22 protein-coding genes are annotated in these 24,621 nt (G+C 71.5%); 18 read left to right on the top strand and 4 right to left on the bottom strand.

The annotated features are described in order from the left end of the window. Window positions 1-6 precede the first annotated feature (6 nt). From sufB to ACFQ2D_RS07935, 13 genes are all read left to right on the top strand, one after another. Entirely contained in the window at window positions 7-1,470 is a 1,464-nt protein-coding gene (gene sufB, locus ACFQ2D_RS07995; RefSeq protein ID WP_280943309.1) for a Fe-S cluster assembly protein SufB, read from the top strand. Next, a complete protein-coding gene (locus ACFQ2D_RS07990; RefSeq protein ID WP_280943308.1) occupies window positions 1,467-1,928 on the top strand; it encodes a carboxypeptidase-like regulatory domain-containing protein in 462 nt (153 codons plus the stop codon). Before sufB ends, ACFQ2D_RS07990 begins: the two co-directional genes overlap by 4 nt. Before the next feature lie 49 nt (window positions 1,929-1,977). Beyond that, window positions 1,978-2,742, top strand: coding sequence for a Fe-S cluster assembly ATPase SufC (gene sufC / locus ACFQ2D_RS07985; protein WP_280943307.1), 765 nt, complete (start codon window positions 1,978-1,980; stop codon window positions 2,740-2,742). After that, window positions 2,739-3,977, top strand: coding sequence for a Fe-S cluster assembly protein SufD (gene sufD, locus ACFQ2D_RS07980; RefSeq protein WP_280943306.1), 1,239 nt, complete (start codon window positions 2,739-2,741; stop codon window positions 3,975-3,977). The genes sufC and sufD overlap by 4 nt, the downstream gene beginning before the upstream one ends. Next, window positions 3,928-5,226 carry a cysteine desulfurase gene (locus tag ACFQ2D_RS07975; RefSeq protein ID WP_386795579.1) on the top strand — a complete coding sequence of 433 codons (1,299 nt, stop codon included), beginning with the start codon at window positions 3,928-3,930 and terminating at the stop codon, window positions 5,224-5,226. Before sufD ends, ACFQ2D_RS07975 begins: the two co-directional genes overlap by 50 nt. A gap of 24 nt (window positions 5,227-5,250) precedes the next feature. Then, window positions 5,251-5,787, top strand: a complete 537-nt coding sequence (locus ACFQ2D_RS07970) for a GNAT family N-acetyltransferase (protein ID WP_280943304.1) — start codon at window positions 5,251-5,253, stop codon at window positions 5,785-5,787. Then, entirely contained in the window at window positions 5,784-6,116 is a 333-nt protein-coding gene (locus ACFQ2D_RS07965) for a non-heme iron oxygenase ferredoxin subunit (RefSeq protein WP_280943303.1), read from the top strand. Before ACFQ2D_RS07970 ends, ACFQ2D_RS07965 begins: the two co-directional genes overlap by 4 nt. Before the next feature lie 295 nt (window positions 6,117-6,411). Beyond that, window positions 6,412-8,889: a TonB-dependent receptor domain-containing protein gene (locus ACFQ2D_RS07960; RefSeq protein ID WP_280943302.1), complete on the top strand. Its 2,478-nt coding sequence runs from the start codon at window positions 6,412-6,414 to the stop codon at window positions 8,887-8,889. Window positions 8,890-8,915: 26 nt separating this feature from the next. Continuing rightward, on the top strand, window positions 8,916-9,563 hold the full coding sequence (locus ACFQ2D_RS07955) for a PepSY-associated TM helix domain-containing protein (RefSeq protein ID WP_280943301.1): 648 nt from the start codon (window positions 8,916-8,918) through the stop codon (window positions 9,561-9,563). A gap of 22 nt (window positions 9,564-9,585) precedes the next feature. Beyond that, the gene (locus ACFQ2D_RS07950; RefSeq protein WP_280943300.1) at window positions 9,586-10,101 is read left to right on the top strand and encodes a DUF2271 domain-containing protein; all 516 of its coding nucleotides are present in this window, start codon (window positions 9,586-9,588) and stop codon (window positions 10,099-10,101) included. Window positions 10,102-10,136: 35 nt separating this feature from the next. Next, a complete protein-coding gene (locus tag ACFQ2D_RS07945; protein WP_280943299.1) occupies window positions 10,137-11,018 on the top strand; it encodes a DUF4198 domain-containing protein in 882 nt (293 codons plus the stop codon). Between the two features lie 34 nt (window positions 11,019-11,052). Next, entirely contained in the window at window positions 11,053-12,021 is a 969-nt protein-coding gene (locus tag ACFQ2D_RS07940; RefSeq protein ID WP_280943298.1) for an FAD:protein FMN transferase, read from the top strand. Further along, window positions 12,018-13,649 (top strand): sulfite reductase subunit alpha, encoded by a 1,632-nt coding sequence (locus ACFQ2D_RS07935; RefSeq protein ID WP_280943297.1) that lies wholly within the window; start codon window positions 12,018-12,020, stop codon window positions 13,647-13,649. Before ACFQ2D_RS07940 ends, ACFQ2D_RS07935 begins: the two co-directional genes overlap by 4 nt. Before the next feature lie 25 nt (window positions 13,650-13,674). Here ACFQ2D_RS07935 and ACFQ2D_RS07930 read toward each other — a convergent pair whose 3' ends face one another. Both ACFQ2D_RS07930 and ACFQ2D_RS07925 read right to left on the bottom strand, forming a co-directional pair. Then, the gene (locus ACFQ2D_RS07930) at window positions 13,675-14,262 is read right to left on the bottom strand and encodes a HutD/Ves family protein (protein ID WP_280943296.1); all 588 of its coding nucleotides are present in this window, start codon (window positions 14,260-14,262) and stop codon (window positions 13,675-13,677) included. 276 nt (window positions 14,263-14,538) lie between these two features. Next, window positions 14,539-14,871 carry a ComEA family DNA-binding protein gene (locus ACFQ2D_RS07925; RefSeq protein WP_280943295.1) on the bottom strand — a complete coding sequence of 111 codons (333 nt, stop codon included), beginning with the start codon at window positions 14,869-14,871 and terminating at the stop codon, window positions 14,539-14,541. 204 nt (window positions 14,872-15,075) lie between these two features. Between ACFQ2D_RS07925 and ACFQ2D_RS07920 the strand changes: the two genes are divergently transcribed. Together ACFQ2D_RS07920 and ACFQ2D_RS07915 are read left to right on the top strand one after the other, a co-directional pair. Next, on the top strand, window positions 15,076-16,569 hold the full coding sequence (locus ACFQ2D_RS07920; protein ID WP_280943294.1) for a M20 family metallopeptidase: 1,494 nt from the start codon (window positions 15,076-15,078) through the stop codon (window positions 16,567-16,569). Between the two features lie 130 nt (window positions 16,570-16,699). Beyond that, window positions 16,700-16,966, top strand: coding sequence for a GlsB/YeaQ/YmgE family stress response membrane protein (locus ACFQ2D_RS07915; protein WP_280943293.1), 267 nt, complete (start codon window positions 16,700-16,702; stop codon window positions 16,964-16,966). A 159-nt stretch (window positions 16,967-17,125) separates the two neighbouring features. Here ACFQ2D_RS07915 and cysC read toward each other — a convergent pair whose 3' ends face one another. Both cysC and cysD read right to left on the bottom strand, forming a co-directional pair. After that, window positions 17,126-18,970, bottom strand: coding sequence for an adenylyl-sulfate kinase (gene cysC, locus ACFQ2D_RS07910; protein ID WP_280943392.1), 1,845 nt, complete (start codon window positions 18,968-18,970; stop codon window positions 17,126-17,128). Between the two features lie 153 nt (window positions 18,971-19,123). After that, complete coding sequence (gene cysD / locus ACFQ2D_RS07905; RefSeq protein WP_280943292.1) at window positions 19,124-20,047, bottom strand: sulfate adenylyltransferase subunit CysD; 924 nt, start codon at window positions 20,045-20,047, stop codon at window positions 19,124-19,126. A 137-nt stretch (window positions 20,048-20,184) separates the two neighbouring features. Here cysD and ACFQ2D_RS07900 point away from each other — a divergent pair, with 137 nt between their 5' ends. The 3 genes from ACFQ2D_RS07900 (at window position 20,185) to ACFQ2D_RS07890 (ending at window position 24,554) form a co-directional block, all read left to right on the top strand. Continuing rightward, the gene (locus ACFQ2D_RS07900) at window positions 20,185-22,020 is read left to right on the top strand and encodes an assimilatory sulfite reductase (NADPH) flavoprotein subunit (RefSeq protein WP_280943291.1); all 1,836 of its coding nucleotides are present in this window, start codon (window positions 20,185-20,187) and stop codon (window positions 22,018-22,020) included. Between the two features lie 78 nt (window positions 22,021-22,098). Further along, entirely contained in the window at window positions 22,099-23,817 is a 1,719-nt protein-coding gene (gene cysI, locus ACFQ2D_RS07895) for an assimilatory sulfite reductase (NADPH) hemoprotein subunit (protein WP_280943290.1), read from the top strand. After that, entirely contained in the window at window positions 23,814-24,554 is a 741-nt protein-coding gene (locus tag ACFQ2D_RS07890; RefSeq protein WP_280943289.1) for a phosphoadenylyl-sulfate reductase, read from the top strand. Before cysI ends, ACFQ2D_RS07890 begins: the two co-directional genes overlap by 4 nt. Window positions 24,555-24,621: the final 67 nt, after the last annotated feature.

Genomic DNA, 24,621 nt, shown 5'->3' with positions numbered 1-24,621 from the left:
AGCCATATGGCCACCCAACTCGAAGACGCCCCCGTCGCCAACCGGGAAATCCACGAACAGCTCGGCCGTCGCTACGACGCCGGCTTCGTCACCGACATCGAGTCCGACTCGCTGCCGCCGGGCCTGGACGAGGACGTCGTCCGCGCCCTGTCGGCCAAGAAAGGCGAGCCGGCGTGGATGACCGAGTGGCGGCTGGCCGCCTACCGCCACTGGCTGACCATGCCGGTGCCGCACTGGGCCAAGCTGAAGATCGCGCCGATCGATTTCCAGGCGATCAGCTACTACTCGGCGCCCAAGGGCCCGAAGTACAAGTCCTTCGACGAAGTGCCGAAGGAACTGCTGGACACCTACGACAAGCTCGGCGTGCCGCTGCACGAGCGCGCCAGGCTCGCCGGCGTGGCGGTGGACGCCGTATTCGACTCGGTCTCGGTCGGCACCACCTTCCGCAAGGAGCTGGCCGAGAAGGGCATCATCTTCTGCTCGATGTCCGAGGCCATCCAGGACCATCCGGACCTGGTGCAGCGCTACCTCGGCACCGTGGTGCCGGTGGGCGACAACTACTTCGCCGCACTCAATTCGGCGGTGTTCTCCGACGGCTCGTTCGTGTTCATCCCCAGGGGCGTGCGCTGCCCGATGGAGCTGTCCACCTACTTCCGCATCAACGCCGGCCACACCGGCCAGTTCGAGCGCACCCTGATCGTCTGCGAGGAATCGGCCCAGGTGTCCTACCTGGAAGGCTGCACCGCGCCGATGCGCGACGAGAACCAGCTGCACGCGGCGGTGGTCGAGCTGGTGGCGCTGGACGACGCCGAGATCAAGTACTCGACCGTGCAGAACTGGTACCCGGGCGACGAAAACGGCGTCGGCGGCATCTACAACTTCGTGACCAAGCGGGCCGAGTGCCGCGGCGCGCGCAGCAAGGTCGTGTGGGCGCAGGTCGAGACCGGTTCGGCGATCACCTGGAAGTACCCCTCCTGCGTGCTGCTGGGCGACGATTCCTCGGGCGAGTTCCATTCGGTGGCGCTCACCCACCATCGCCAGCAGGCCGACACCGGCACCAAGATGATCCACGTCGGCAAGCGCACCAAGAGCAAGATCGTCAGCAAGGGCATCAGCGCCGGCCACGGCCAGAACACCTACCGCGGCCTGGTCAAGATCGCCGCGGGCGCCGAAGGCGCGCGCAACTACACCCAGTGCGACAGCCTGCTGATCGGCAAGAAGTGCGGTGCGCACACCTTCCCCTATATCGAGGTGAAGAACCCCGGCGCGACCGTCGAGCACGAGGCCACCACCTCGAAGATCAGCGACGACCAGATGTTCTACTGCCGCGCGCGCGGCATCTCCGAGGAGGACGCGGTGAGCCTGATCGTCGACGGCTTCTGCAAGCGGGTCTTCCGCGAGCTGCCGATGGAATTCGCGGTCGAGGCCAAGAAGCTGCTGGATGTGTCGCTGGAAGGCTCGGTCGGATGAGGTGGCTGGCCACCGTGGTGGCGTTCCTGCCTGCCGGATGCGCGTCGGTCGGCCCTCCGACCTGGACCGGCGCCCCGCCCGTGACCGGGACGCTCCACCACGCCGGCGCTCCCATCGCCGGCACGAGGGTACGTCTCGTGGGCGGCCTGGACGCAGCGACGGCCGAAGCCGTCACCGATGCCGAAGGCCGCTTTTCCATCGGGCCGCTCGGCAAGAAAGGGCACGCCGCCCACGTGGGATTTTCCGGTATCGGCGAATCGGTCGCCCGCTGGAAGATCGAGTTCCAGCGGGAAGGCCGATGGCTGACCGGCTGGGAATCCAGCGGCGGGATCGGCTACGCGCCACGGGACACCGTGGAGGCGGACTGCGATACCGCCCGCCCGGCGTCCGCTTCCGACATCGCCGGCCGCGGAACCGACGGAGCGGGCTTCTGCCGGCTCGCCCTGGCCGCACACTGATTCGAACCACACTCGCGGCGGGCCAAGACCTGCCCATGGACTCCTGAACATGCTCAAGATCGACAATCTCCACGCCACCGTGGGCGACCGCGAAATCCTCAAGGGCCTGTCGCTCGACGTGCGCCCCGGCCAGGTCCACGCCGTCATGGGCCCCAACGGGGCCGGCAAGTCCACGCTCGGCAACATCCTCGCCGGCCGCGACGGCTACGAGGTCACCGCAGGCAGCATCGAGTTCGACGGCAAGCCGCTGCTGGAACTGGAGCCGGAAGAGCGCGCCGCAGCCGGCGTGTTCCTCGCCTTCCAGTATCCGGTCGAGATCCCGGGGGTGAACAACACCTACTTCCTGCGCAGCGCGCTCAACGCGCAGCGCAAGGCGCGCGGCGAGGCCGAACTCGACTCGATGCAGTTCCTCAAGCTGGTGCGCGAGAAGCTCTCGGTGCTGCACCTGGACGACAAGCTGCTGCACCGCGGCGTCAACGAGGGCTTCTCCGGCGGCGAGAAGAAGCGCAACGAGATCTTCCAGCTGGCCGTGCTCGAGCCCAAGCTCGCGATCCTGGACGAGACCGATTCGGGCCTGGACATCGACGCGCTCAAGCACGTCGCCGACGGCGTCAACGCGCTGCGCTCGCCCGAGCGTTCGTTCGTGGTGATCACCCACTACCAGCGCCTGCTCGACTACATCAAGCCGGACGTGGTGCACGTGCTGGCCGACGGCCGCATCGTCGAGACCGGCGGTCCCGAACTGGCGCTCGAGCTGGAACAGCACGGCTACGCCTGGATCGCGGACCGCGTGGCCCCGGGAGCCGGCGCGTGACCAGCCCCCTGCTCGATTCCCTGGCCAGCGCCTTCGAGGGCGACGCCACCCGCCGCGAGGCGCTCGATGCGGTGCTGCGCGACGGCCTGCCCGGCCCGCGCAGTGAAAGCTGGAAGTACACCTCGCTGCGCGCGCTCGAGCGGCGCCATTTCGCGCCTGCCGCCACGCAAGCGGCCGCCATCGACGCTGCCGCGCTCGAGGCGATCCCGGGGCCGCGCCTGGTCTTCGTCAACGGCCGCCACGACGCGGCGCTGTCGCGCCTGGACGGCCTGCCCGGGGGCGTCGAGCTGGTGGCGGCCGAACGCGAAGCCGCCTACGAGGACGTGCCGCCGGCCGACGCCGTGTTCGCCCGCCTCAACGCGGCGCTGGCCCACGGCGGGCTGCGCCTGAAGGTCGCCGCCGGCGTGGACGTGCCCGCGCCCGTCCACCTGGTCTTCGTCGGCGCGCCTGCCGACGCGGACCTCGCCTGGCACCTGCGCCACCAGATCGTGCTCGCGGAGGGCGCGACCCTGCGCGTGCTCGAGCACCATCTCGCCGCGGGCGGCCACCGCCACCTCGACAACAGCGTGCTGGCGATCGACGTGGCCCCGCGCGCGACCCTGCTGCATGCGCGCGTCCAGCATGCCGGCGAGGGCGCGAGCCTGTTCCTGCGCACCGATGCGCGGCTGGCCGAGGAGGCGAAGTACCGCCGCATCGACCTCGAGCTCGGCGGCGCGCTGTCGCGCCACGAGCTCAACGTGCGCCTGGAGGGCGACCGTGCCGAACTGACCGCCAATGGCGTGCTGCTGGCCGCCGGCCGCAGCCACCTCGATACCCGCCTCGGCATCGAGCACGCCGCGCGCGACACCCGCTGCGAACTGCTGTGGCGCGGCGTCGGTGCAGGGCGCGGCCGCGCGGTGTTCCACGGCGGCATCACCATCGAAGCCGGTGCCGACGGCACCGACGCGCGGCTGTCGAACAAGAACCTGCTGCTCTCGTCCACCGCCGAGATCGACACCCAGCCGGTCCTGGTGATCCACGCCGACGAGGTACAGGCCGCGCATGGCGCCACCGTCGGCCAGCTCGACGCCAACGCCCTGTTCTACCTGCGCTCGCGCGGGCTGCCGGCCGGCGAGGCGCGCCAGCTGCTCACCGTGGCGTTCTGCCGCGAACCGCTGGCGGCGATCTCCGACGAGGCCGTGCGCGATGCGCTGGTGGCCCACATCGACCGTGCGCTGGACGCGCTGGGAGCCTGAGGTGGGCAGCGCCGTCACCCGACCCGACGCGGCCACGCCCGACTGGGCCCGCATCCGCGCCGACTTCCCGCTGCTGCAGCGGCAGGTGCACGGCAAGCCGCTGGTGTACCTCGACAACGCCAACACCGGGCAGAAGCCGGCCGGGGTGATCGAGGCGGTCGATGCGTTCTACCGGCGGCACAACGCCAACGTCAGCCGCGCCGTGCACGCGCTGGGCACCGAGGCCACCGAGGCCTACGAGGCCTCGCGCGCCGCGCTGGCGCGCTTCATCGGCACGCGTGGCGACGAGGTCGTGCTGTGCAGCGGCACCACATTCGCCATCAACCTGGTGGCCTATTCCTGGGCGCTGCCGCGGCTCAAGGCCGGCGACGTGATCCTGGTCTCGCGCATGGAGCACCACGCCAACATCGTGCCCTGGCAGCTCGTCGCCGAGCGCACCGGCGCGTCCGTGCGCGTGGCCGAGATCACCCCCGACGGCGCGCTCGACCTGGACGCGCTGCAGCGGGCGATGACGCCTGAGGTGAAGCTGCTGGCGGTGGCGCACGTGTCCAACGTGCTCGGCACGGTCAACCCGGTGCGCGAGATCTGCCGGGAGGCGCGCCGGCGCGGGATCGTCACCGTGGTCGACGGTTCGCAGGCGGTGCCGCACATGGCGGTGGACGTCGCGTCGATCGGCTGCGACTTCTACGCCTTCACCGGCCACAAGATGTGCGGGCCCACCGGCACCGGGGTGCTCTGGGGCCGGCGCGAACACCTGTTGGCGATGCCGCCGTTCCTGGGCGGCGGCGAGATGATCCGCGAGGTCAGTTTCGACGGCACCGTGTTCAACGACCCGCCGCACCGGTTCGAGGCGGGGACGCCCAACATCGCCGGCTTCGCCGGCCTGCGCGCGGCGGTGGACTACCTGCAGGGAATCGGCCTGGACGCGATCCAGGCCCGCGAGGCCGAACTGCTGGCGCACCTGACCTCGGTGCTCGACGCGGCCGGCGGCGTGCGCATCATCGGCCGGGCGCCGCACAAGGCGGCGGTGGTCTCGTTCCTGGTCGAGGGCGCGCACGCGCACGACCTGGCCACCCTGCTCGATCTGGAGGGCGTCGCGGTGCGTTCGGGCCAGCACTGCGCACACCCGCTGCTGCAGTTCTACGGCGTGGCCGCGACCTGCCGCGCTTCGGTCGCCTTCTACAACAGCCACGACGAGATCGACGCCTTCGCAGCGGCGCTGCACAAGGTCCGCCGGCTGCTGGGCTGATCGCGCCGCTTCTACAATGCGCGCATGACGCCCGACTTCCGCCCCGCCACCGAAGACGACATCCCCGCCCTGGTGGCCCTGGTGACTTCCGCCTACCGCGGCGAGGCCAGCCGCGCCGGCTGGACCACCGAGGCCGATCTGCTGGAAGGCGCTCGCATCGACCCCGAAGTGCTGCGCGCCGACATCGCCAGGCCGCGCAGCCTGGTCCTCGTGGCGCCCGACGCGGGCGGGCTGATCGCCTGCGCCCACGTGGCCGACGACGGCGACGCCGCCTACTTCGGCATGTTCGCCGTGCGCCCCGGCCTGCAGGGCAAGGGCCTGGGCGCGCGCCTGCTCGCCGAATGCGAGCGGGCGGCGCGGGAACAGTGGGGACTGCCGGCCATGCGCATGACCGTGATCGACGTGCGCGACGAGCTGATCGCCTGGTACCAGCGTCGCGGCTACCGCCGCACCGGCATCCTCAAGCCCTTCCCCTACGGCGACGAACGCTTCGGCATCCCGCTGCGCGACGACCTGCGCTTCGAGGTGCTGGAAAAGCCGCTGGCGGGAGCGGCCGCATGAGCGGCACCTGGACCTACGTCTGCGCCACGGCCGAGCTGTTGCCCGGCGAGATGCGCACCGCCTTCGACGAGGTGACCGGCGCCGGGATCGTGGTGTTCAACCTCGACGGCGACCTCTACGCGCTCGAGGACAAGTGCAGCCACGAGGACTTCGAACTCTCGTCCGGCGACTTCGATCCCGGCGAGGGCAGCGTGGTGTGCGTGCTGCACGGTGCCCGCTTCGACGTGCGCGAGGGACGTCCGCTGTGCGCTCCGGCCTACGAACCGGTGGCCAGGTTCCCGGTGAAGACCGAGGCCGGCGGGGTCTGGGCCCGCGACGACCGCGACTGAAGCCCTCGCCCGGACAGATTGTCCCGACCGGCCCGGCAGAACGCAGTTGAGATTGCGTTTGAGATCGATTCTCGTTTAACATTTTCACGTCGGGCGCCCTTGCCGCCCTCGTGGATCCGTCCGATGCGCCCCGCGCACTCCATCGCCCCTCCGTCATGCGATGCCGGCCCGCCGGGCCAGGCCCCGCCCCGCCGCTAGCCGCGATCCCCGCCCTTCCTCCCCGCGTCCGGCCCGGCCGCCAGCCAATCGCGCCCGCCCCGCCGTCCAGGTCGCCCCACGCCTGCACACGAGCCCCATGACCCCGAATTCCCTGCGCGCCCTGCTGCGCCGTTCGCCCCTCGCCTGCGCCCTCACCCTGGGCCTCGCCGCTCCCGCCCTGGCCGCCCCGGCGCCCGCCCCCGCGCCCGATCCGGTGGACTTCGACGCGGTGGTGGTCACCGCCGCCGGCTTCGAGCAGAAGGTCACCGACGCGCCCGCCAGCATCAGCGTGGTCACCCGGGAGGAACTGGCCAGGCGGCCCTACATGACCCTGCTCGACGCGGTGCGCGACCTGGAGGGCGTGGACATCGGCGAGACCCGCGACAAGACCGGCCAGGGCTCGATCTCGATGCGCGGCATGGGTTCGGATTACACCCTGATCCTGATCGACGGCCGCCGCCAGAACAACCACGGCGACATCTACCCCAACAACTTCGGCGGCAACCAGTTCAACCACATTCCGCCGCTGGACGCGATCGAGCGCATCGAAGTGATCCGCGGCCCGATGTCCACGCTCTACGGCGCCGATGCGATGGGCGGCGTGATCAACATCATCACCAAGCGCGTCCTCGATGCCTGGACGGGCTCGGCGACCGTCGGCCGCACCTTCGAGACCCGCAGCGAGTTCGGCGACGACGCCACCGCCGACGTGTTTGCGACCGGGCCGCTGGTGCCCGGCAGGCTGGGCCTGGCCGTCCGCGGCAGCTGGTACGAGCGCGACGCGTCCAACCCGCGCTACGACGACGTGGTCGACCCGGCCGGCGAATCGCATTCGCGCGCGCTCGGTTTCGGCGCCGGCGGCAAGACCGTGGACAACACCAACAAGGCCGCCGGCCTCACCCTGACCTGGACGCCGGACGACCGCCAGACGATCAGCTTCGCCTACGACGGCTCCCGCCAGGAGTACGACAACTCGATCAAGATCAACGACCAGGGCGTCGAGGAATACCCGGTTGGCACCGTCGACAACTACGGCGCGGTGCTGCGCGTGGGCAACAGCGGCCGCATCGAGCCGCGCGCCGGCTACGCCCCCAGCCAGGAATTCACCCGCGACGCGTGGTCGCTGACCCACGAGGGCGGCTGGGAGCGCGCCACCAGCTTCGTCTCGCTCTCGCGCGTGGAAACGCGCAACGAAGGCCGCACCCTGCCCTTCACCGTGGACGAGCGCCAGCAGCTGCAGCAGCTCTGGAACACCGCCTGCACCGGCCTCGGCGGCAGCGTGGGCGGGAACGGCTATTGCGCCCCTGGCAGCACCGGCGCCTTCCCCAACTCGAACGCGTGGAACAACCAGTCCGAAGCGGCCAAGCTCGCCCTGTTGCGCGAGTACCTGGACGATGCGCAGTACCAGCAGCTGCTGGGCTTCCTGCCGCGTCCGGCGCGCACCCTGGAAAGCGCGCAGTACACCCTCGATGCCAAGGTCGACATCCCGTTCGAGGCGGCCGGCCAGCACGTGGCGGTGGTCGGCGCGCAGCTGATCCGCGGCGAGCTCACCGACGGCGTGTTCGGCATGGAGTCCGGCCGGCCCGGCGGCGTGCAGGACCATGACATGTACTCGGTGTTCGTCGAGGACACGTGGACGGTGTTCGCGCCGCTGTCGATCACCGGTGGCCTGCGCTACGACGACCACAAGGTGTTCGGCAACCACGTCAGCCCGCGCCTGTACGGCGTGTACGACCTCGACGAGCGCTGGACGGTCAAGGGCGGCGTGAGCACCGGCTTCAAGACGCCCAAGACCACCCAGCTCTACGACGGCGTGGTCGGCTTCGGCGGCCAGGGCACGACCCCCATGTTCGGCAACCCCGACCTGCAGCCCGAGACCAGCACCAGCATGGAGCTGGCGGTGTACTGGCGCCATGCCGCCGGCCACGACTTCAACGCCACCCTGTTCCACAACACCTTCGACGACAAGATCACCTCGCAGCCCTGCGGCACGGGCACCGCCCAGGCCTGCAGCGCCAGCGGCGAGTACGCCGAGCTGGGCTACGCCAACAGCACGCGCACGGTGAACATCGACAAGGCGGTGATCCAGGGCGCCGAGGTCGCCTCGCGCTGGCAGCTGGCCGACAGCCTCGGCCTGCGCCTGAACTACACCTTCACCGACAGCGAGCAGAAGAGCGGCGTCGACGCCGGCCTGCCGCTTACCGACACCGCGCGGCACATGGCCAACGCCACCCTGGACTGGCGCGCCAGCGAGCGCTTCAACCTGTTCCTGACCGCGCAGGCGCATTCGAAGCGCTATGCCGACCAGCATCCGGTCACCGGCCAGTCGCGCTACTACCGCGACTTCGCCGTGCTGCACCTGGGCGCGTCCTGGGCGGTCGCCGGGTCGGTGACCCTCAACGCGCGCGTCAACAACCTGCTCGACCGCGACTTCACCACCTACGATACGGAGTTCAGCGACCTCAATGCCGACGGGGTCTACGAGGACGGCACCAACGAGGTGCTGTACTTCGACCACTACAACAACAAGGACAAGGCCCGCAGCGTCTGGCTGAGCGTCAACGTCGACTTCTGACCCGTCCCCGCACCGAAGCCCGCAGCATGTCGCCACGATCCGCTTCGACACCCGACCTGGGCCGCCAGCAGCGGCGCGGCTTCTGGCTGCGCACGCTGCACCAGTGGCACTGGATCAGCTCGGCCGTCTGCATGGTCGGGATGCTGCTGTTCGCGGTGACCGGCATCACCCTCAACCACGCCGCGAAGATCGAGGGCGAGCCGCGCGTGGACAACCGCGTCGCGACCCTGCCCGCGCCCCTGCTGCGGGCGCTGGCGGGCGGGCCGGACCAGGGCAGTGCGCCGCTGCAGCGCGAGGTGGCGGACTGGCTGTCGAACGCGCTCGACGCATCGATCGGCCGCCGCGAGGCCGAGTGGTCCGAGAGCGAGGTCTACCTGTCGATGCCCGGCCCGGGCCACGATGCCTGGCTGAGCATCGACCGCGGCAGCGGCGAGGTGGAGTACGAGCGCACCGACCGTGGCGCGATCTCCTACCTCAACGACCTGCACAAGGGTCGCAACACCGGGCCGGCCTGGGGCTGGTTCATCGATATCTTCGCCCTGGCCTGCGTGGTGTTCACCATCACCGGCCTGCTGCTGCTGCAGATGCACGCGCGCCAGCGCCCCACGACCTGGCCCTGGGTGGGCCTGGGCCTGCTGGTGCCGGTGCTGCTGGCGCTGCTGTTCATCCACTGATTCCGACACCACGAGGTTCGCCATGCGCATCCAGCTGACCGTCGCCCTGGGCAGCCTGCTCGCCCTTCCGGCCCAGGCCGCGGACGTCACCGTTTCGGTGCAGATCCCGCAGCTGAAGGTGGCCGAGTACCACCGTCCCTACGTCGCCGTGTTCGTCGAAGGCGCGGGCGGCCAGCACGCGGCCAACCTCGCCGTGTGGTACCTGAGCAAGGACACCAGCGAAGGCCACGGCACCAAGTGGCTGCCCGACCTGCGCCAGTGGTGGCGCAAGTCCGGACGCGCGCTGAAGGTGCCGGTGGATGGCGTGACCGGGCCCACCCGGCCTGCGGGCACGCACGAGCTGGGCTTCGACGATTCGCATCCGGAGCTGGCGAAGCTGGCGCCCGGGCAGTACACGCTGGTGGTCGAGGCGGTGCGCGAGGTCGGCGGGCGCGAACTGCTCAAGATCCCCTTCACCTGGCCGGTAACCGCGCCGCAAGCGGGCCGCGCCCAGGGCAGCAGCGAACTCGGCGCGGTGTCGCTGCGCCTCACGCCCTGAGCGTGGCCCCTTTCCGATTCCCCAGGAGCATTCCGATGAAGCGTCTCTCCCTGCTCGCCCTTGCCGCCGCTGCGCTGCTGCCGCTGGCCGCGTCCGCGCACAAGCAATGGATCATCCCCTCGCAGGCCGTGGTCAACGGCAACGACGTGTGGGTGACCTTCGACGCCGCGGTGTCCAACCAGCTGTTCTTCCCCGACCACGTGCCGATGCGCCTGGACAACGTCACCGCGACCGTGCCGGACGGCAGCAAGGTCGAGCTGAAGAACGGAAGCACCGGCAAGTACCGCAGCACCTTCGACGTGCAGCTGGCGCAGGCCGGCACCTACCGCATCGCCAACGTCAACGCCGGGTTGTCGGTGCGCTGGGACACGCCGGAGAGTCTCGCCGCCAAGGCGCGGGCGGAGGCCGAGGGCAAGCCGGCGAGCGGCCCCGGCGCGCCGCCGGAGACGCGCGGCGGCTTCCTGCGCAGCGCCACCGCCGAAGATCTCAAGACCAAGGTGCCTGCCAATGCGCAGAACCTCGAGGTCACCCAGACCGTGGGCCGGGTGGAAACCTTCGTCACCAACGGTGCGCCGGACGAGGGCGCGCTCGCACCGACCGGCCAGGGCATCGAGCTGGTCCCGGTGACCCATTTCAACGACCTGTTCGCGGGCGAGGAAGCCAGCTTCCGCGTGCTGGTCGATGGCCAGCCCGCCGGGGGCCTGGAGTTCGAAATCGTGCGCGGCGGCACCCGCTACCGCAACGCGCAGGACGAGATCATGGCGACCACCGGTGCCGACGGGCTGCTGCGCGTCACCTGGCCGGAGCCGGGCCTCTACTGGCTCGAAACCAGCGTGCAGGACGACAGGCCCTCGGCCGCCGAGGCGACGCGGCGACGGCTGTCCTACGTCGCCACCATGGAAGTCCTGCCGCAGTAATGCCTGCGGCGTTTCCCGCCGCGGCGTGCGCCGCGTGAGCGCGCCCTCCGCCGTGGATGGCGCGTCGGCGCCGCACACGCTGTACGGCGCGACCATGGGCACGCGCTGGCGCGTGGACCTGGTCGCGCCGCGCGCGTTCGCGCTCGATCCGCTGCATGCGGCGGTGCAGGCGCGCCTGGACGCGATCGTGGCGCAGATGAGCAGCTGGGAGCCGGATTCGGACCTCTCGCGGTTCAACCGCGCGGCGGCCGGCACCTGGCATCGGCTGCAGGACGACTTTTACCGGGTGATGGCCTGCGCGCTGCAGGTCGCGCAGGCCAGCGACGGCGCGTTCGATCCCGCGATCGGCCGGCTCGTTGCGGCCTGGGGGTTCGGCGCACAGGCAGGCGCACGACAGGCGCCCGGGCCAGGGGCAATGGCGCGGGCGCGCGAGGCTTCCGGTTGGCGCCGGTTGGCGCTGCGCCAGCAGGCGCGCGAGCTGCTGCAACCTGGCGGCGTCGCGCTGGACCTGTCGGCGATCGCCAAGGGCCACGGCGTCGATGCGATCGTCGAACTGCTGCAGGCGCGCGGGATCGACGCGGCGCTGGTCGAAGTCGGCGGCGAGCTGCGTGGCTTCGGCCGCAAGCCGGACGGAACGCCCTGGCGGGTGCTGGTCGAGAGCGGCCACGACGACGACGCCGAGCCTTGCGTGGTCACGCTGGATGACGCGGCGATCGCCACCTCGGGCCCGTACTGGCAGCACTACGCGGCGGGCGGGCGCATCGTGTCGCACACCATCGATCCGCGCAGCGGCCTGCCCGTGGCCGATCCGCCCGCCGCCACCAGCGTGCTGGCGCCCAGCGCGATGCTGGCCGATGCCTGGTCGACTGCGCTGGCGGTGATGGGCCTGGAGGGCGGCCTCGCCTTCGCTCAGGCTCAGGGCTTCGCGGTGCGCATGCTGCCCGCCGGCCGCGGCGCGCAGCCGCGCACCAGCGCCGCCTTCGATACGCGGCTCGCGACATGACGACGCCCGCGCATCCGCCGCGCTGGCGCGCCTGGCTGGGCAATGCCGCCGTCCTGGCGCTGCTGCTGGCCGGCGCGCTGGCGCTGCTGCCCCTGCACGGCGAGGCGTGGTGGCCCGCCGCGCCGCGGCCGCGCGAGTGGTGGACCGCCGCGGGCAGCCTCGTGGCCTATCTCGCCGGCTCGGGCTGGCTGCTGTGGCGCTACCGCACGCGTGCCACGGGGCCAGTGCAGGACCCCAGCGAAGCGCTGCCGTGGCTGGTGGTACATGCCAGCCAGACCGGCTTTGCCACGGAGCTGGCCGGGCAGACGGCGTCCTCGCTGCGGGCGGCAGGCGCGCGGGTCGCGCTGCTGCCGCTGTCGGCGGTCGACGATGCGCTGCTCGCGCGCACGGAGCGCGCCCTGTTCATCGTCAGCACGACCGGCGAAGGCGACGCGCCCGATCCCGCCGCTGCCTTCGTGCGCGCATCGATGTCGCGCCAGCCCGCGCTGGGCGCCCTCCGCTACGCCGTGCTCGCGCTGGGCGACCGCGGCTATGCACGGTTCTGCGCCTTCGGGCACCAGCTCGAGCAGTGGCTGCGAGGCTGCGGCGCGGGCGCGATGTTCGACCTCACCGAAGTCGACAACGGCGATCCGGGCGCGCTGCGCCACTGGCAGCACCATCTGGCCCTGGCTGCCGGCGCGGAGGCGATGCCGGACTGGACGCCGCCGCGCTACGATCGCTGGACGCTGGCCGCGCGCCAGCTGCTCAACCCCGGCAGCCTGGGCGGGCCTGCCTTCCATCTTGCGCTGCAGCCGCCCGCCGGCAGCATCCCGACCTGGGACGCCGGCGACATCGCCGAGATCGGGCCGCGCAACGCGGCGGGCGAGGTCGACGCCGTGCTGGCGGCCCTGGGCCTCGACGGCGCGGCCACGGTCCACGTGGACGACCAGGCGTTCCCGCTGCGCGAGGCGCTGGCGCGCAGCCATCTGCCGGCAGGCGACGCGCGCTTCGCCGGTCCGCAGGCACTCGCGGACACCCTGCGGCCGCTGCCGCACCGCGAATACTCCATCGCCTCCCTGCCCGGCGACGGCGTGCTGGAACTGCTGGTCCGGCAGATGCCGCGCGAAGACGGCCGTCCCGGCCTCGGCAGCGGCTGGCTGTGCCTGCACGCGGGCATCGGCGAGACGATCGACCTGCGCATCCGCGCCAATCCCAACTTCCATCCACCGGCTGGGGACATGCCGCTGCTGCTGGTCGGCAACGGGACCGGCATCGCCGGCCTGCGCGCCCATCTCAAGGCGCGCGAGCGCGCCGGTGCGCGCCGCAACTGGCTGCTGTTCGGCGAACGCCAGCCGCATTGCGACGGATTCTTCGCCGGCGACATCGCGCGCTGGCGCGAGTCCGCGCTGCTCGAGCGGGTCGACCTGGCCTGGTCGCGCGACGGCGCCGGTCCGCGCTACGTGCAGGACGCACTGCGCATGGCTGCGCCGGCGGTGCGCGACTGGGTCGAGGCCGGCGCAAGCATCCTGGTCTGCGGCAGCCTGGCCGGGATGGCGCCGGGCGTGGACGCGGCCCTGCGCGAGGCGCTGGGCGGGGACCGGCTGGAAGCGCTGCGCGTCGAGGGACGCTATCGCCGGGACGTGTACTGAGCGCGGCTGCAGGCGTTCCTGCGCGTCAGTCGGCCACCTCGTCGATCCGCACCAGCAGCACTTCACCGCCGCCCTCGATCACGTAGCGGCTGCGCGCACCGTCGCTGCCCAGCAGGGCGGTGTCGCCCTGGCCCAGGCTCGCGGCCGCATTGCCGCCATCGACATGCGCATGGCCACCGAGCACATGCACCACCCAGGTCGAGCCGGGATCGACGAAGCTGAGCATCGCGCCGGCCAGCGGGCGATGCCAGAGCTGCGCAGTGGCCACATCGCGGCGCCACATCAGGTTGAAGACCTCGCAGTGGCCCCGCGGTTCGCCCGAGACGTCGCGCGCGCCGTCGAAGCGCAGGCGCTGGTGCGGCGGCAGCAGCACCACGCTCTCGCCATCGTCGAAACGCAGGCGCAGGCCCTCGCCGCGCAGCAGCACCAGCTCGCGCTGCACACCGGGGAAGGTCGAGAACCCGGCATCCCCGTCGAGTTCGGCGATCGAGATGCGCCAGCGCCAGGCGTCGGCCCGTGGTTCGGCGTGGATCTCGCGGGTCCAGCCCAGCTGGTTCTTCCAGCGCAGGCGGCGGTACTCGTGGGCGGGGAGCAGGCGCAGGCATGGCGTCATGCCCGAAGTGTAGCGATGCCGCGCCGCAGCCTTGGGGCAGCGCAGGCGCGCCCGGGGTGTCGCAGGAGAGGCGGGCGACGCGGCTTGCGATCCGTCGCCAGACGACCCGTGTCGACCGCAGGCGACGCCGCCGCCATTTGCAGGGAAGTCGCCCGCCCGGGCCATCCTGGCGCGGAACGGGCGACGGGTACGTCCCTGTGGCGGCCTCCGGCCGGTCCCCGGAGCAATCCGTGCTCCCGTCGCCGGCACGCGTCCCTGCGCGCCGGCCGACTGGGGTCAGCGGGTCTGCGCGGTGGCCCGGCCCGCGGCGGCGCCGGCCGCCGGCTTGGACGCGGCAGGCGCGGAGACGACGATGCGGTCGCGGTTCTGCTCCACCGTGCGCAGGCCGATACCCTTCACCTCGGCCAACTGCTCGGGACTGCGGAACGGACCGTTGGCCTTGCGGTGGGCGACGATGGCCTCGGCCTTGGCGGCGCCGACGTTGTGCAGCACGCGGTCCAGCGTGGCCGCGTCGGCGGTATTGATGTTGACCTTCTCGGCGGCCAGCGCGGTGCCGGCCAGCAGCAGCGACAGCGCGAGCGTCGAGCACAGGGCCTTGAACTTGTTCATCTCGGATCTCCTGAAAGTGAAGTCGGTTTCCTTGCCGCCGGCGCGTCCTGCGCTGCCGGTGGTGACAGTCTCCCGATGCGCGGCCCGCGGGGTCATCGCCGCAGGCGCCGCGCGCGCGCAGGGCTATCCCGCGCGTCCGGGTGGGAAAACCCCTACACGCCGCGCGCGATAGAATTGGCGGTTTCCGCACACGGAACCCGCACGATGGACGCCAGCAGGATCGACCGCTACGTCGGCGCGAAGTGGGACGACGAGATCGTCCCGCAGCTCGTCGAATACATCCGCATCCCCAACAAGTCGCCGATGTTCGACGCCGACTGGGAGAAGAACGGCTACATGGCCGAGGCCGTGAAGCTGATGGAATCCTGGGCGCGCGCGCAGGCGATCCCGGGCATGCAGGTCGAGGTGGTGCAGCTGGAAGGCCGCACGCCGCTGATCTACATCGAGATCCCGGCCGCGAACGGCGGCAGCGACGACGACTGCGTGCTGCTCTACGGCCATCTCGACAAGCAGCCGGAGATGACCGGCTGGGACGACGACCTCGGCCCCTGGAAGCCGGTGCTGCGCGACGACAAGCTGTACGGCCGCGGCGGCGCCGACGACGGCTACGCGATCTACGGCTCGCTCACCGCCGTGATGGCGCTGCAGGAGCAGCAGCTGCCGCACGCGCGTTGCGTCGTGCTGATCGAGGCCTGCGAGGAGTCCGGCAGCTACGACCTGCCCGCCTACGTCGACCACCTGGCCGACCGCATCGGCCAGCCCTCGCTGGTGGTCTGCCTGGATTCGGGCTGCGGCAACTACGACCAGCTGTGGTGCACCACCTCGCTGCGCGGCCTGGCCGGCGGCAACCTCACGGTGAAGGTGCTGGAGGAAGGCGTGCACTCGGGCGACGCCTCGGGCGTGGTGCCGTCGAGCTTCCGCCTGCTGCGCCAGCTGCTGTCGCGCATCGAGGACCCGGAGACCGGCCGCATCCTGATCGAGGGCCTGCACGCCGAGATCCCCGCCGAACGCCTGCAGCAGGCGCGTCGCGCGGCCGAGGTGCTGGATACCGCGATCTACGACAAGTTCCCGCTGGTGCCCGGCCTGCGGCCGATGGCCGACGACCTGTCGGAGCTGGTGCTCAATCGCACCTGGCGCCCGGCGCTGTCGGTAACCGGCGTGGGCGGCATCCCGCCGCTGGATTCGGCCGGCAACGTGCTGCGCCCGCATTCGGCGGTCAAGCTGTCGCTGCGACTGCCGCCCACCGTGGACGGCAAGACCGCCGGCGACCTGCTGCAGGCCGAACTGCTGCGCGATCCGCCCAATGGCGCCGAGGTCACCCTGGCGCTGGAAAAGGCCGCGACCGGCTGGAACGCGCCGGCGCTGTCGCCCTGGCTGGAGCGCGCGATCGACGCGGCCAGCCGGGAGTTCTTCGGCCAGCCGGCGATGTACATGGGCGAAGGCGGCTCGATCCCGTTCATGGGCATGCTGGGCGAGAAGTTCCCCGGCGCGCAGTTCATGATCACCGGCGTTCTGGGCCCGCACTCCAACGCGCACGGCCCCAACGAGTTCCTGCACATCCCGATGGGCAAGAAGGTCACCGCCTCGGTGGCGCGGGTGATCGCCGAGCACCACCTCGCCAGCCAGCGCGGCGAGACCAGCGGCGCGGCCGTCGCTCCCGACAGCGGCACCCGCCACGGGGCCCACGGCTGCTGCTGAGCCGCGGCCACTCCCGAACCGGACGGCGCCCTCGCGGCGCCGTTTCCGTTTCCGGCGCCTGCATCGGGTCTTGGCAGGGCGGCGCGTGCCTGCGACATTGCGCGGCACACCTCGATCCCGGGATACGCGCATGGAACTGTTCGGCAGCAGCAACTGGCTCTACATCATCTTCATCGGCCTGATCGTCGGCCTGCTCGCGCGCCTGCTCAAGCCGGGCCGCGACCGCATGGGCATCATCCTGACGATCGTGCTGGGCATTGCCGGCGCACTGTTCGCGGGCTGGATCGGCCGGCTGCTGGGCTGGTATGCCGATGGCCAGGCGGCCGGCTTCATCGCCTCGACCCTTGGCGCGATCGTGCTGCTGGTGATCGTGGGCGCGCTGCGCAAGCGGCGCTGATCGCAAGCCCGTGCAGGTCGGCCGCGGCAATGCGGCCGGCCCGCGCACCCTGTGCAGACCTGCGGCCTGCAGGCCATCCGGAAGCATCGGGGCCGGGAGCGCAATCGCCGTCAAACCACGCCAATCGGCACCTGACGGTGGCGACGCTTCCGGCCAGCGTCAATCCAGCAGGCGCGCGATCACCTGTTCGGCCAGCGCCGCCGGCTCGGCCGACTGCGTGTCGAGCACCAGTTCCGGCGCTTCCGGGCGCTCGTAGGGCGAGTCGATCCCGGTGAAGTTCGGCAGCTCGCCGCGCCGCGCCTTGGCGTACAGCCCCTTCACGTCGCGCCGCTCGGCCTCGGCCAGCGGCGTATCGACGAACACCTCGAGGAACTCTCCTTCCGCGAACAGCGCGCGCGCGGCGCGGCGTTCGGCCCGGAACGGCGAGATGAAGCTCACCAGCACGATCAGGCCGGCATCGGTCATCAGCCTGGCCACTTCCGACACGCGGCGCAGGTTTTCCACCCGGTCCTCGTCGGTGAAGCCGAGGTCGCGGTTGAGGCCGTGGCGCACGTTGTCGCCGTCGAGCAGGTAGGTGTGCAGGCCGCGCGCGACCAGGCCGCGTTCGACCAGGTTGGCGATGGTCGACTTGCCGGCGCCCGACAGGCCGGTGAACCAGACGCAGCGCGGCTGCTGGCCCTTGAGCGCGGCGCGCGCCTTGCGGTCCACGTCCAGCGCCTGCCAGTGGATGTTGTCGGCGCGGCGCAGGCCGTGGCGGATCATGCCCGCGCCCACCGTCGCGCGGGTCAGCGCATCGACCAGGATGAAGCCACCCAGCGCGCGGTTCTCCGCATACGGCGCGTAGGCCACCACGGCGTCGAGCGACAGCACCAGCTCGCCGATCTCGTTGAACTCCAGCCGCTTGGCGGCCAGCGGCTGCAGGGTTTCGGGATCGTGGCGCGACTTGAGCTCGCTGACCCGCGTGCCGACCGTGCGCGTGCCGAGCTTGAGCTGGTAGCGGCGGCCCGGCAGTAGCGGCGCCTCGTCGAACCAGAGCACGTCGGCGACGAACTGGTCGCTGTGCGCCAGCGGAGCCTCGCCACCGGCGAGCACATGGCCGCGTCCGGCATCGACCTCGTCGGCCAGCTGCACCGCGACGGCCGCACCGGTCGCGGCGCTGTCGACGGGCACGCCGCCGAGACTGATCGCGGCGATGCGGCTGGACGTTCCCGCCGGCTCGACGCGCACGCTGTCGCCGACGCGCAACGTACCGGCGGCCAAGGTGCCCGCCAGCCAGCGCCCGCCCGCGGCATCGCGCAGCACCGACTGCAGCGGCAGGCGTGCCGGCTGCGCCGGGTCCGGCGCGGCGACCTGCACGCGTTGCAGATGCTCGAGCACGCTCGGCCCGGCATACCAGCCGATCGCCGGCGAGCGCGTGGTGACGTTGTCGCCCACCGCCGCCGCGACCGGGATCGCGACCACGTCCGGCACGTCCAGCCGCGCGGCATGGTCGCGGAAGCGCGCGGCGATGTCGTCGAACACCGACTGGTCGTAGCCGACCCGGTCCATCTTGTTCACCGCCAGCAGCACGTGGCGCACGCGGAACAGCGACAGGATGGCGAGGTGGCGGAAGGTCTGCGGCAGCAGGCCCTTGGTGGCATCGACCAGCACGATGGCGAGGTCCGCCACCGATGCACCGGTCGCCATGTTGCGGGTGTACTGGACGTGGCCGGGGCAGTCGGCGATGAGGAACCGCCGGCGCGCGGTCTGCAGGTGGCGCCAGGCCACGTCGATGGTGATGCCCTGCTCGCGTTCGGCGTCGAGGCCGTCAAGCAGCAGCGCGTAGTCGATCTCGCCGCCGCGGGTGCCGTGGGTGCTGCTGGCGCGGGCCAGCGCGGCGCGCTCGTCGTCGGGGACGCGGCCCGCCTCGTGCAGCAGTCGCCCGATCAGGGTGCTCTTGCCGTCGTCGACGCTGCCGCAGGCGATCAGGCGCAGGAAATCCGGCGCTTGCGCGGGTCCCTGCATGCCCTGCGCGGCCCGGGACGTGGCGGCGTCGGCGAACGCCTCGTCTCGCCGGTACAGGTCGCTGGCCACGCTGTTCATCGGATCTGTGTCTCCAGTGTTGCTGGCCGCTTGCGGGCCGGACCGGGCGCGTGCCGTGGGCCGCGCCGGTATCGGTCAGAAGTAGCCTTCGCGCTTCTTCTTTTCCATCGAGTCGCCATCGGCATGGTCGATCAGCCGGCCTGCGCGCTCGGACAGGGCGCTGGTTTCCATCTCCGCGATCACGGCGTCGAGATCGGCTGCGTCGGACTCCACCGCGCCGGTGAGCGGATAGCAGCCCAGCGTGCGGAAGCGCACGCGGCGCTGCTCCACGCGCTCGCCGTCGCGCAGCACGAAGCGCTCGTCGTCGACCATGATCCAGGTGCCGTCGCGCCGCACCACCGGACGTTCGGCGGCGAAGTACAGCGGCACCACGTCGATGCCCTCGCGGCGGATGTAATGCCACACGTCGAGTTCGGTCCAGTTCGACAGCGGGAACACCCGCACGCTTTCGCCTTCGCCGACGCGCGCGTTGTACAGGTTCCACAGCTCCGGTCGCTGGCGACGCGGGTCCCAGCGGTGCTTCGCGTCGCGGAAGGAGAACACGCGCTCCTTGGCGCGCGACTTCTCTTCGTCGCGGCGTGCGCCGCCGATCGCCGCGTCGTAGCCGCCGGCCTCCAGCGCCTGCTTGAGCGCGAGCGTTTTCATCACCTCGGTGTGGACGCTGGCGCCATGGCTGAACGGACCGACGCCGTCGCGAACACCGTCCGGATTGATATGCACCCGCAGCTCGATCCCGGTCTCGGCGGCGCGGCGGTCGCGGAAGGCGATCATCTCGCGGAACTTCCAGGTGGTGTCCACGTGCAGCAGCGGGATCGGCGGCAGCGCGGGCGCGAAGGCCTTCAGTAACAGGTGCAACAGCACCGAGCTGTCCTTGCCGATCGAGTACAGCAGCACCGGGTTGCGGCACTCGGCCGCCACCTCGCGGAGGATGTGCAGGCTCTCGGCCTCGAGCCGGTCGAGGTCGGCGGCGGCGGCGGGCGCTGGCTGGGGGAGTTCCATGTCGGCGCCGATTGTAGCCACGCACCTCCCCGCTGCCGTAAATCACCTCAGGGCATGACTGCATAACCGGCCATCCTTTCCGGGCGCGTGGACGCGCGCCTAGCCTTGGCGCACAGTCACCAGGAACCACGACGAGGATGTCCGCACCCGCCGCACTGCCTGCGCTGCCGTTCCCCCAGGAGACGGCCGATGCGCTGTTCCGCCTCACCCAGGGGCTGGAGCCGGCGGGGCTGTGGTGGCTGTCCGGCTATGCCGCCGGCCTGGCCAGCCGGGGGGCCGCCGCGTCCGCACCCGGTGCGGCCCCACGCGCCGAGGCCGCCGAAGGCGCACGCCTGACCATCCTCTACGGCAGCCAGACCGGCAATGCACGGCGCGCGGCCGAGGCTTTGCTCGCGCAGGTGCAGGCGGCGGGCCTGCCCGCGCGGCTGGTCCGCGCCGACGCCTATGCCACCCGCGAACTCGCCGGCGAGCGCCTGCTCTACGTGGTGATCAGCACCCAGGGCGAGGGCGATCCGCCGGACGATGCGATCGGTTTCGTCGAATTCCTGCAGGGCCGGCGTGCGCCAAAACTGCCCGAGCTGCGCTACGCCGTGCTCGGCCTGGGCGACACCAGCTATGCCGACTTCTGCGGGATCGCCCGCCGGATCGACGCGCGCCTGGCCGAACTCGGCGCCCAGCGCGTGGCCGAGCCGGCGCTGGCCGACCTCGACATCGACACCGTGGCGGCGCCGTGGCGCGAGTCCGCCCTGGCGCAGGCGCGCGAACACCTGAAGCCTGCCGCCTCCCCCGCCGCGCACGTGGCCACGGTGACGCCACTGCGCCCGGCCGCCAGCTGGTCGCACGAGCGCCCGTTCCCGGCCGAGGTGCTGGCCAACCAGGGCCTGTCCGGCCGCGAGTTCCGCGGCACCGGCTTCCGTCGCTATGGCGTGGTCGACAAGGACGTGCGCCACCTCGAGCTGTCGCTGGAAGGTTCCGCGCTGGCCTATGAGCCGGGCGACGCGCTCGGCATCCGCCATCGCAATCCCGAGGCACTGGTGGCGCCGGTACTGGAAGCCGCGCGGCTGGACGGCGACGCGCGCGTCGAACTCGAGGGCGAGACCCTGCCCCTGTCCGAATGGCTCGCCACGCGGCGCGAACTGACCCGCCTGTCGCGCCCGACCCTGGCGGCGCTCGCCGAACGGTCCGGCGCCGACGAACTGCGCCGCCTGCTCGAGCCCACCAGCCCGGACTTCGCCGCCCTGCTCGCCGACCACCAGCTGGTCGACGTGCTGCGCCGCTGGCCGGCGGACTGGGACGCGCAGGCGCTGCTGGCCGCGCTGCGTCCGCAGGCGCAGCGCCTGTACTCGATCGCCTCCAGCCGCAAGCGCGTGGGCGAGGAAGCGCACCTGACGCTGGACGTCGTGGCCTACCACGCGCACGGCCACCCCCACCTCGGCGCCGCCAGCGGCTTCCTGTCCGCGCTCGACGAGGGCGCGCAGGTACCGGTCTACATCGAGCCCAACGAGCGCTTCCGCGTCCCGGCCGACGGCGCGCGCGACATCATCATGATCGGCCCGGGCACCGGCGTCGCTCCGTTCCGCGGCTTCGTGCAGGAGCGGGCGGAGACCGGCGCCGGCGGCCGCAACTGGCTGTTCTTCGGCGCACGCCATTTCAACACGGGTTTCCTTTACCAGGTCGAGTGGCAGGACGCCCTGCAGCGCAAGGAACTGCATCGCCTCGACCTGGCCTTCTCCCGCGACCAGGAGCGCAAGGTCTACGTGCAGGACCGCCTGCGCGAGCAGGGCCGCGACCTGTACGACTGGCTCGAGGGCGGCGCGCACCTGTACGTCTGCGGCGCCATCGCGATGGGCAAGGACGTGCATGCGGCACTGCTGGACATCGTCGCCCGGCAGCGCGGCGGCGACGCCGACGCGGCCACCGAATACCTCGGCCGGCTGCAGGCCGAAGGCCGCTATGCGCGCGACGTGTACTGACGCGCCGGGCCGCTTCCGCCCTTCCGCCCAGGTCCGCGCGCCGGACCGGGCACCGACTTTCCCGGGTTGCACCAGACCATGAGCCATCCCTCCGTCGAAGACATCAAGACCGCCAGCCGCGGACTGCGCGGCACCCTGGTCGAGGGCCTGGCCGACCCGGTGACCGGGTCGCTGTCGTTCGAGGACCAGCGCCTGGTCAAGTTCCACGGCAGCTATCAGCAGGACGACCGCGACCTGCGCGACGAACGCCGCCGCCAGAAACTGGAGCCCGCGCACCAGTTCATGATCCGCATCCGCGCGCCGGGCGGCGTGTTCACGCCGGAGCAATGGCTCAAGCTCGACGCCATCGCCACCACCTGGGCCAACCACTCGCTGCGCGTCACCACCCGCCAGACATTCCAGTTCCATGGCGTGATCAAGCGCGAGCTCAAGGCCACGATGCAGGCGATCCATGGCGCGGCGCTCGACACGATCTCGGCCTGCGGCGACGTCAACCGCAACGTGCTGGCCGCCGCCAATCCGCTGCTCTCGCGCCTGCACGCGCAGGTGCACGAATGGGCGCAGCAGCTGTCCGAGGCGTTCCTGCCGCGCACCCGCGCCTACTACGAGATCTGGCTCGACCATGAGAAGCTGGCCGACAGCGGCCGGGAAGAGGATCCGCTTTACGGCACGGCCTACCTGCCGCGCAAGTTCAAGATGGCCGTCGCGGTGCCACCGCTCAACGACGTGGACGTGTTCGCCAACGATTTCGGACTGATCGCGATCGTCGACGAGGCCGGCGACCTGGCCGGCTTCAACGTCGCCATCGGCGGCGGCATGGGCGCCAGCCACGGGGATCCGAAAACGTATCCGCGCCTGGCCGACGTGATCGGCTTCGTGACGCCCGACCAGGCGATCGACATCGCGCGGGCCGCCATCACCGTGCAGCGCGACCTCGGCGACCGCGTCGAGCGCAAGCACGCGCGCTTCAAGTACACCATCGACGACCACGGGCTCGAGGCCATCGTCGCGCAGATGGAGCAGCGCGCGGGATTCCGGCTCGCGCCGGCGCGGCCGTTCCGCTTCGACCACAATGGCGACCGCTTCGGCTGGACCGCCGGCGAGGACGGGCGCTGGCACCTCACCCTGTCCCTGCCGGCCGGCCGCATCGCCGACCTGCCCGGCCAGCCGTTGCTCACCGGGCTGCGCGAGATCGCGCGCGTCCACCAGGGCGAGTTCCGGCTGACCGCCACCCAGAACCTGGTCATCGCCGGCGTGCCGGCCGCCGAGCGGCCGCGCATCGACGCGCTGGTGGCGGAGTACGCGCTCGATGCGGTCAACCGCGCGCCGACCGCGCTGGCCCGCACGGCGGTGGCCTGCGTGGCCCTGCCTACCTGCGCGCTGGCGATGGCCGAGGCCGAACGCTACCTTCCCGACCTCACCGCGAAGCTGCAGCCGCTGCTCGAGGCCCATGGCCTGGCGGAAGCGCCGATCCTGCTGCGCATTTCCGGCTGCCCCAACGGCTGCTCGCGTCCTTACCTGGGCGAAATCGCGCTCGTGGGCAAGGCGCCAGGCCGCTACAACCTGATGCTCGGCGCCGACCATCGCGGCCAGCGCCTGAACACGCTCTACCGCGAGAACATCACCGAGCCCGAGATCCTCGCCGCGCTCGATCCGCTGCTGGGCGCCTACGCCGCCTCGCGCCGCGAGGGCGAGGGTTTCGGCGATTTCCTGCTGCGCACGGGCGTGGTCGACATTCCCGGGAAGGATCGGCGGCACGCGCCGATCGACAGCCTGCTCATGGAAGAACCCGCATGAACCTGCCCACGCCCGCCAACGCGGCCGAATCCCCCGGGGCCCTGGCCGAACTCAACCGCTGGCTCGGCGCACGCCGCGCCGAGGAACGCCTGGAATGGGCGCTGCACACCCTGCCCGGCGAGCACGCCCTGTCCTCGAGCTTCGGCGCGCAGGCGGCGGTCTCGCTGCACATGGCCACCAGCCAGCGCGCCGACCTGCCGGTGATCGTGATCGACACCGGCTACCTGTTCCCGGAGACCTACCGCTTCATCGACCAACTGACCGAACGCCTGGCGCTCAACCTCAAGGTCTACCGCCCGCAGATCGGCATCGCCTGGATGGAAGCGCGCATGGGCCGCATCTGGGAAGAAGGCGTGGACGGCATCACCCGCTACAACCGCCTGCGCAAGGTCGAGCCCATGCAGCGGGCGCTGCAGGAACTGCGGGTGGGCACCTGGATCGCCGGCCTGCGCCGCAGCCAGAGCCGCAGCCGCGCCGGCATCGACTTCCTCGAACGCAAGGACGGGCGCTGGAAGCTGCATCCCATCGCCGACTGGAGCGACCGCGACGTCGGCCAGTACCTGTCCCGCCACGGCCTGCCCTACCACCCGCTGTGGGACCAGGGCTATGTCTCGATCGGCGACGTGCATACCACGCGCCCGCTTTCGGCCGTGGACAGCGTGGAGGACACCCGCTTTTTCGGGCTCAAGCGCGAGTGCGGACTCCATTTCGAGAGCGAACCCGCGCCTTCGAACTAGGGCGCGGACAGATCCAGCCCGCAAAAAAAAACGGACCGGGGCATGCCCCGGTCCGTCGCGTCGCTCG

Origin of the sequence: Luteimonas composti (genome assembly GCF_042678665.1) — a bacterium.
GTDB lineage: Bacteria > Pseudomonadota > Gammaproteobacteria > Xanthomonadales > Xanthomonadaceae > Luteimonas > Luteimonas composti.
The sequence above is the reverse complement of the archived record's forward strand: the minus strand, read 5'-3'. Positions and strand labels throughout refer to the sequence as shown.

Coding starts and splice junctions, on each gene's coding strand:
- cysC (WP_280943392.1), bottom strand. CDS start 18,970: ATGCAGGGACCCGCGCAAGCGCCGGATTTCCTGCGCCTGATCGCCTGC.
- ACFQ2D_RS07890 (WP_280943289.1), top strand. CDS start 23,814: ATGAACCTGCCCACGCCCGCCAACGCGGCCGAATCCCCCGGGGCCCTG.
- ACFQ2D_RS07955 (WP_280943301.1), top strand. CDS start 8,916: ATGTCGCCACGATCCGCTTCGACACCCGACCTGGGCCGCCAGCAGCGG.
- sufC (WP_280943307.1), top strand. CDS start 1,978: ATGCTCAAGATCGACAATCTCCACGCCACCGTGGGCGACCGCGAAATC.
- ACFQ2D_RS07970 (WP_280943304.1), top strand. CDS start 5,251: ATGACGCCCGACTTCCGCCCCGCCACCGAAGACGACATCCCCGCCCTG.
- ACFQ2D_RS07975 (WP_386795579.1), top strand. CDS start 3,928: ATGCGCTGGTGGCCCACATCGACCGTGCGCTGGACGCGCTGGGAGCCT.
- ACFQ2D_RS07915 (WP_280943293.1), top strand. CDS start 16,700: ATGGAACTGTTCGGCAGCAGCAACTGGCTCTACATCATCTTCATCGGC.
- ACFQ2D_RS07930 (WP_280943296.1), bottom strand. CDS start 14,262: ATGACGCCATGCCTGCGCCTGCTCCCCGCCCACGAGTACCGCCGCCTG.
- ACFQ2D_RS07925 (WP_280943295.1), bottom strand. CDS start 14,871: ATGAACAAGTTCAAGGCCCTGTGCTCGACGCTCGCGCTGTCGCTGCTG.
- ACFQ2D_RS07960 (WP_280943302.1), top strand. CDS start 6,412: ATGACCCCGAATTCCCTGCGCGCCCTGCTGCGCCGTTCGCCCCTCGCC.
- ACFQ2D_RS07950 (WP_280943300.1), top strand. CDS start 9,586: ATGCGCATCCAGCTGACCGTCGCCCTGGGCAGCCTGCTCGCCCTTCCG.
- ACFQ2D_RS07920 (WP_280943294.1), top strand. CDS start 15,076: ATGGACGCCAGCAGGATCGACCGCTACGTCGGCGCGAAGTGGGACGAC.
- ACFQ2D_RS07900 (WP_280943291.1), top strand. CDS start 20,185: ATGTCCGCACCCGCCGCACTGCCTGCGCTGCCGTTCCCCCAGGAGACG.
- ACFQ2D_RS07965 (WP_280943303.1), top strand. CDS start 5,784: ATGAGCGGCACCTGGACCTACGTCTGCGCCACGGCCGAGCTGTTGCCC.
- ACFQ2D_RS07935 (WP_280943297.1), top strand. CDS start 12,018: ATGACGACGCCCGCGCATCCGCCGCGCTGGCGCGCCTGGCTGGGCAAT.
- sufB (WP_280943309.1), top strand. CDS start 7: ATGGCCACCCAACTCGAAGACGCCCCCGTCGCCAACCGGGAAATCCAC.
- cysD (WP_280943292.1), bottom strand. CDS start 20,047: ATGGAACTCCCCCAGCCAGCGCCCGCCGCCGCCGCCGACCTCGACCGG.
- cysI (WP_280943290.1), top strand. CDS start 22,099: ATGAGCCATCCCTCCGTCGAAGACATCAAGACCGCCAGCCGCGGACTG.
- ACFQ2D_RS07945 (WP_280943299.1), top strand. CDS start 10,137: ATGAAGCGTCTCTCCCTGCTCGCCCTTGCCGCCGCTGCGCTGCTGCCG.
- ACFQ2D_RS07990 (WP_280943308.1), top strand. CDS start 1,467: ATGAGGTGGCTGGCCACCGTGGTGGCGTTCCTGCCTGCCGGATGCGCG.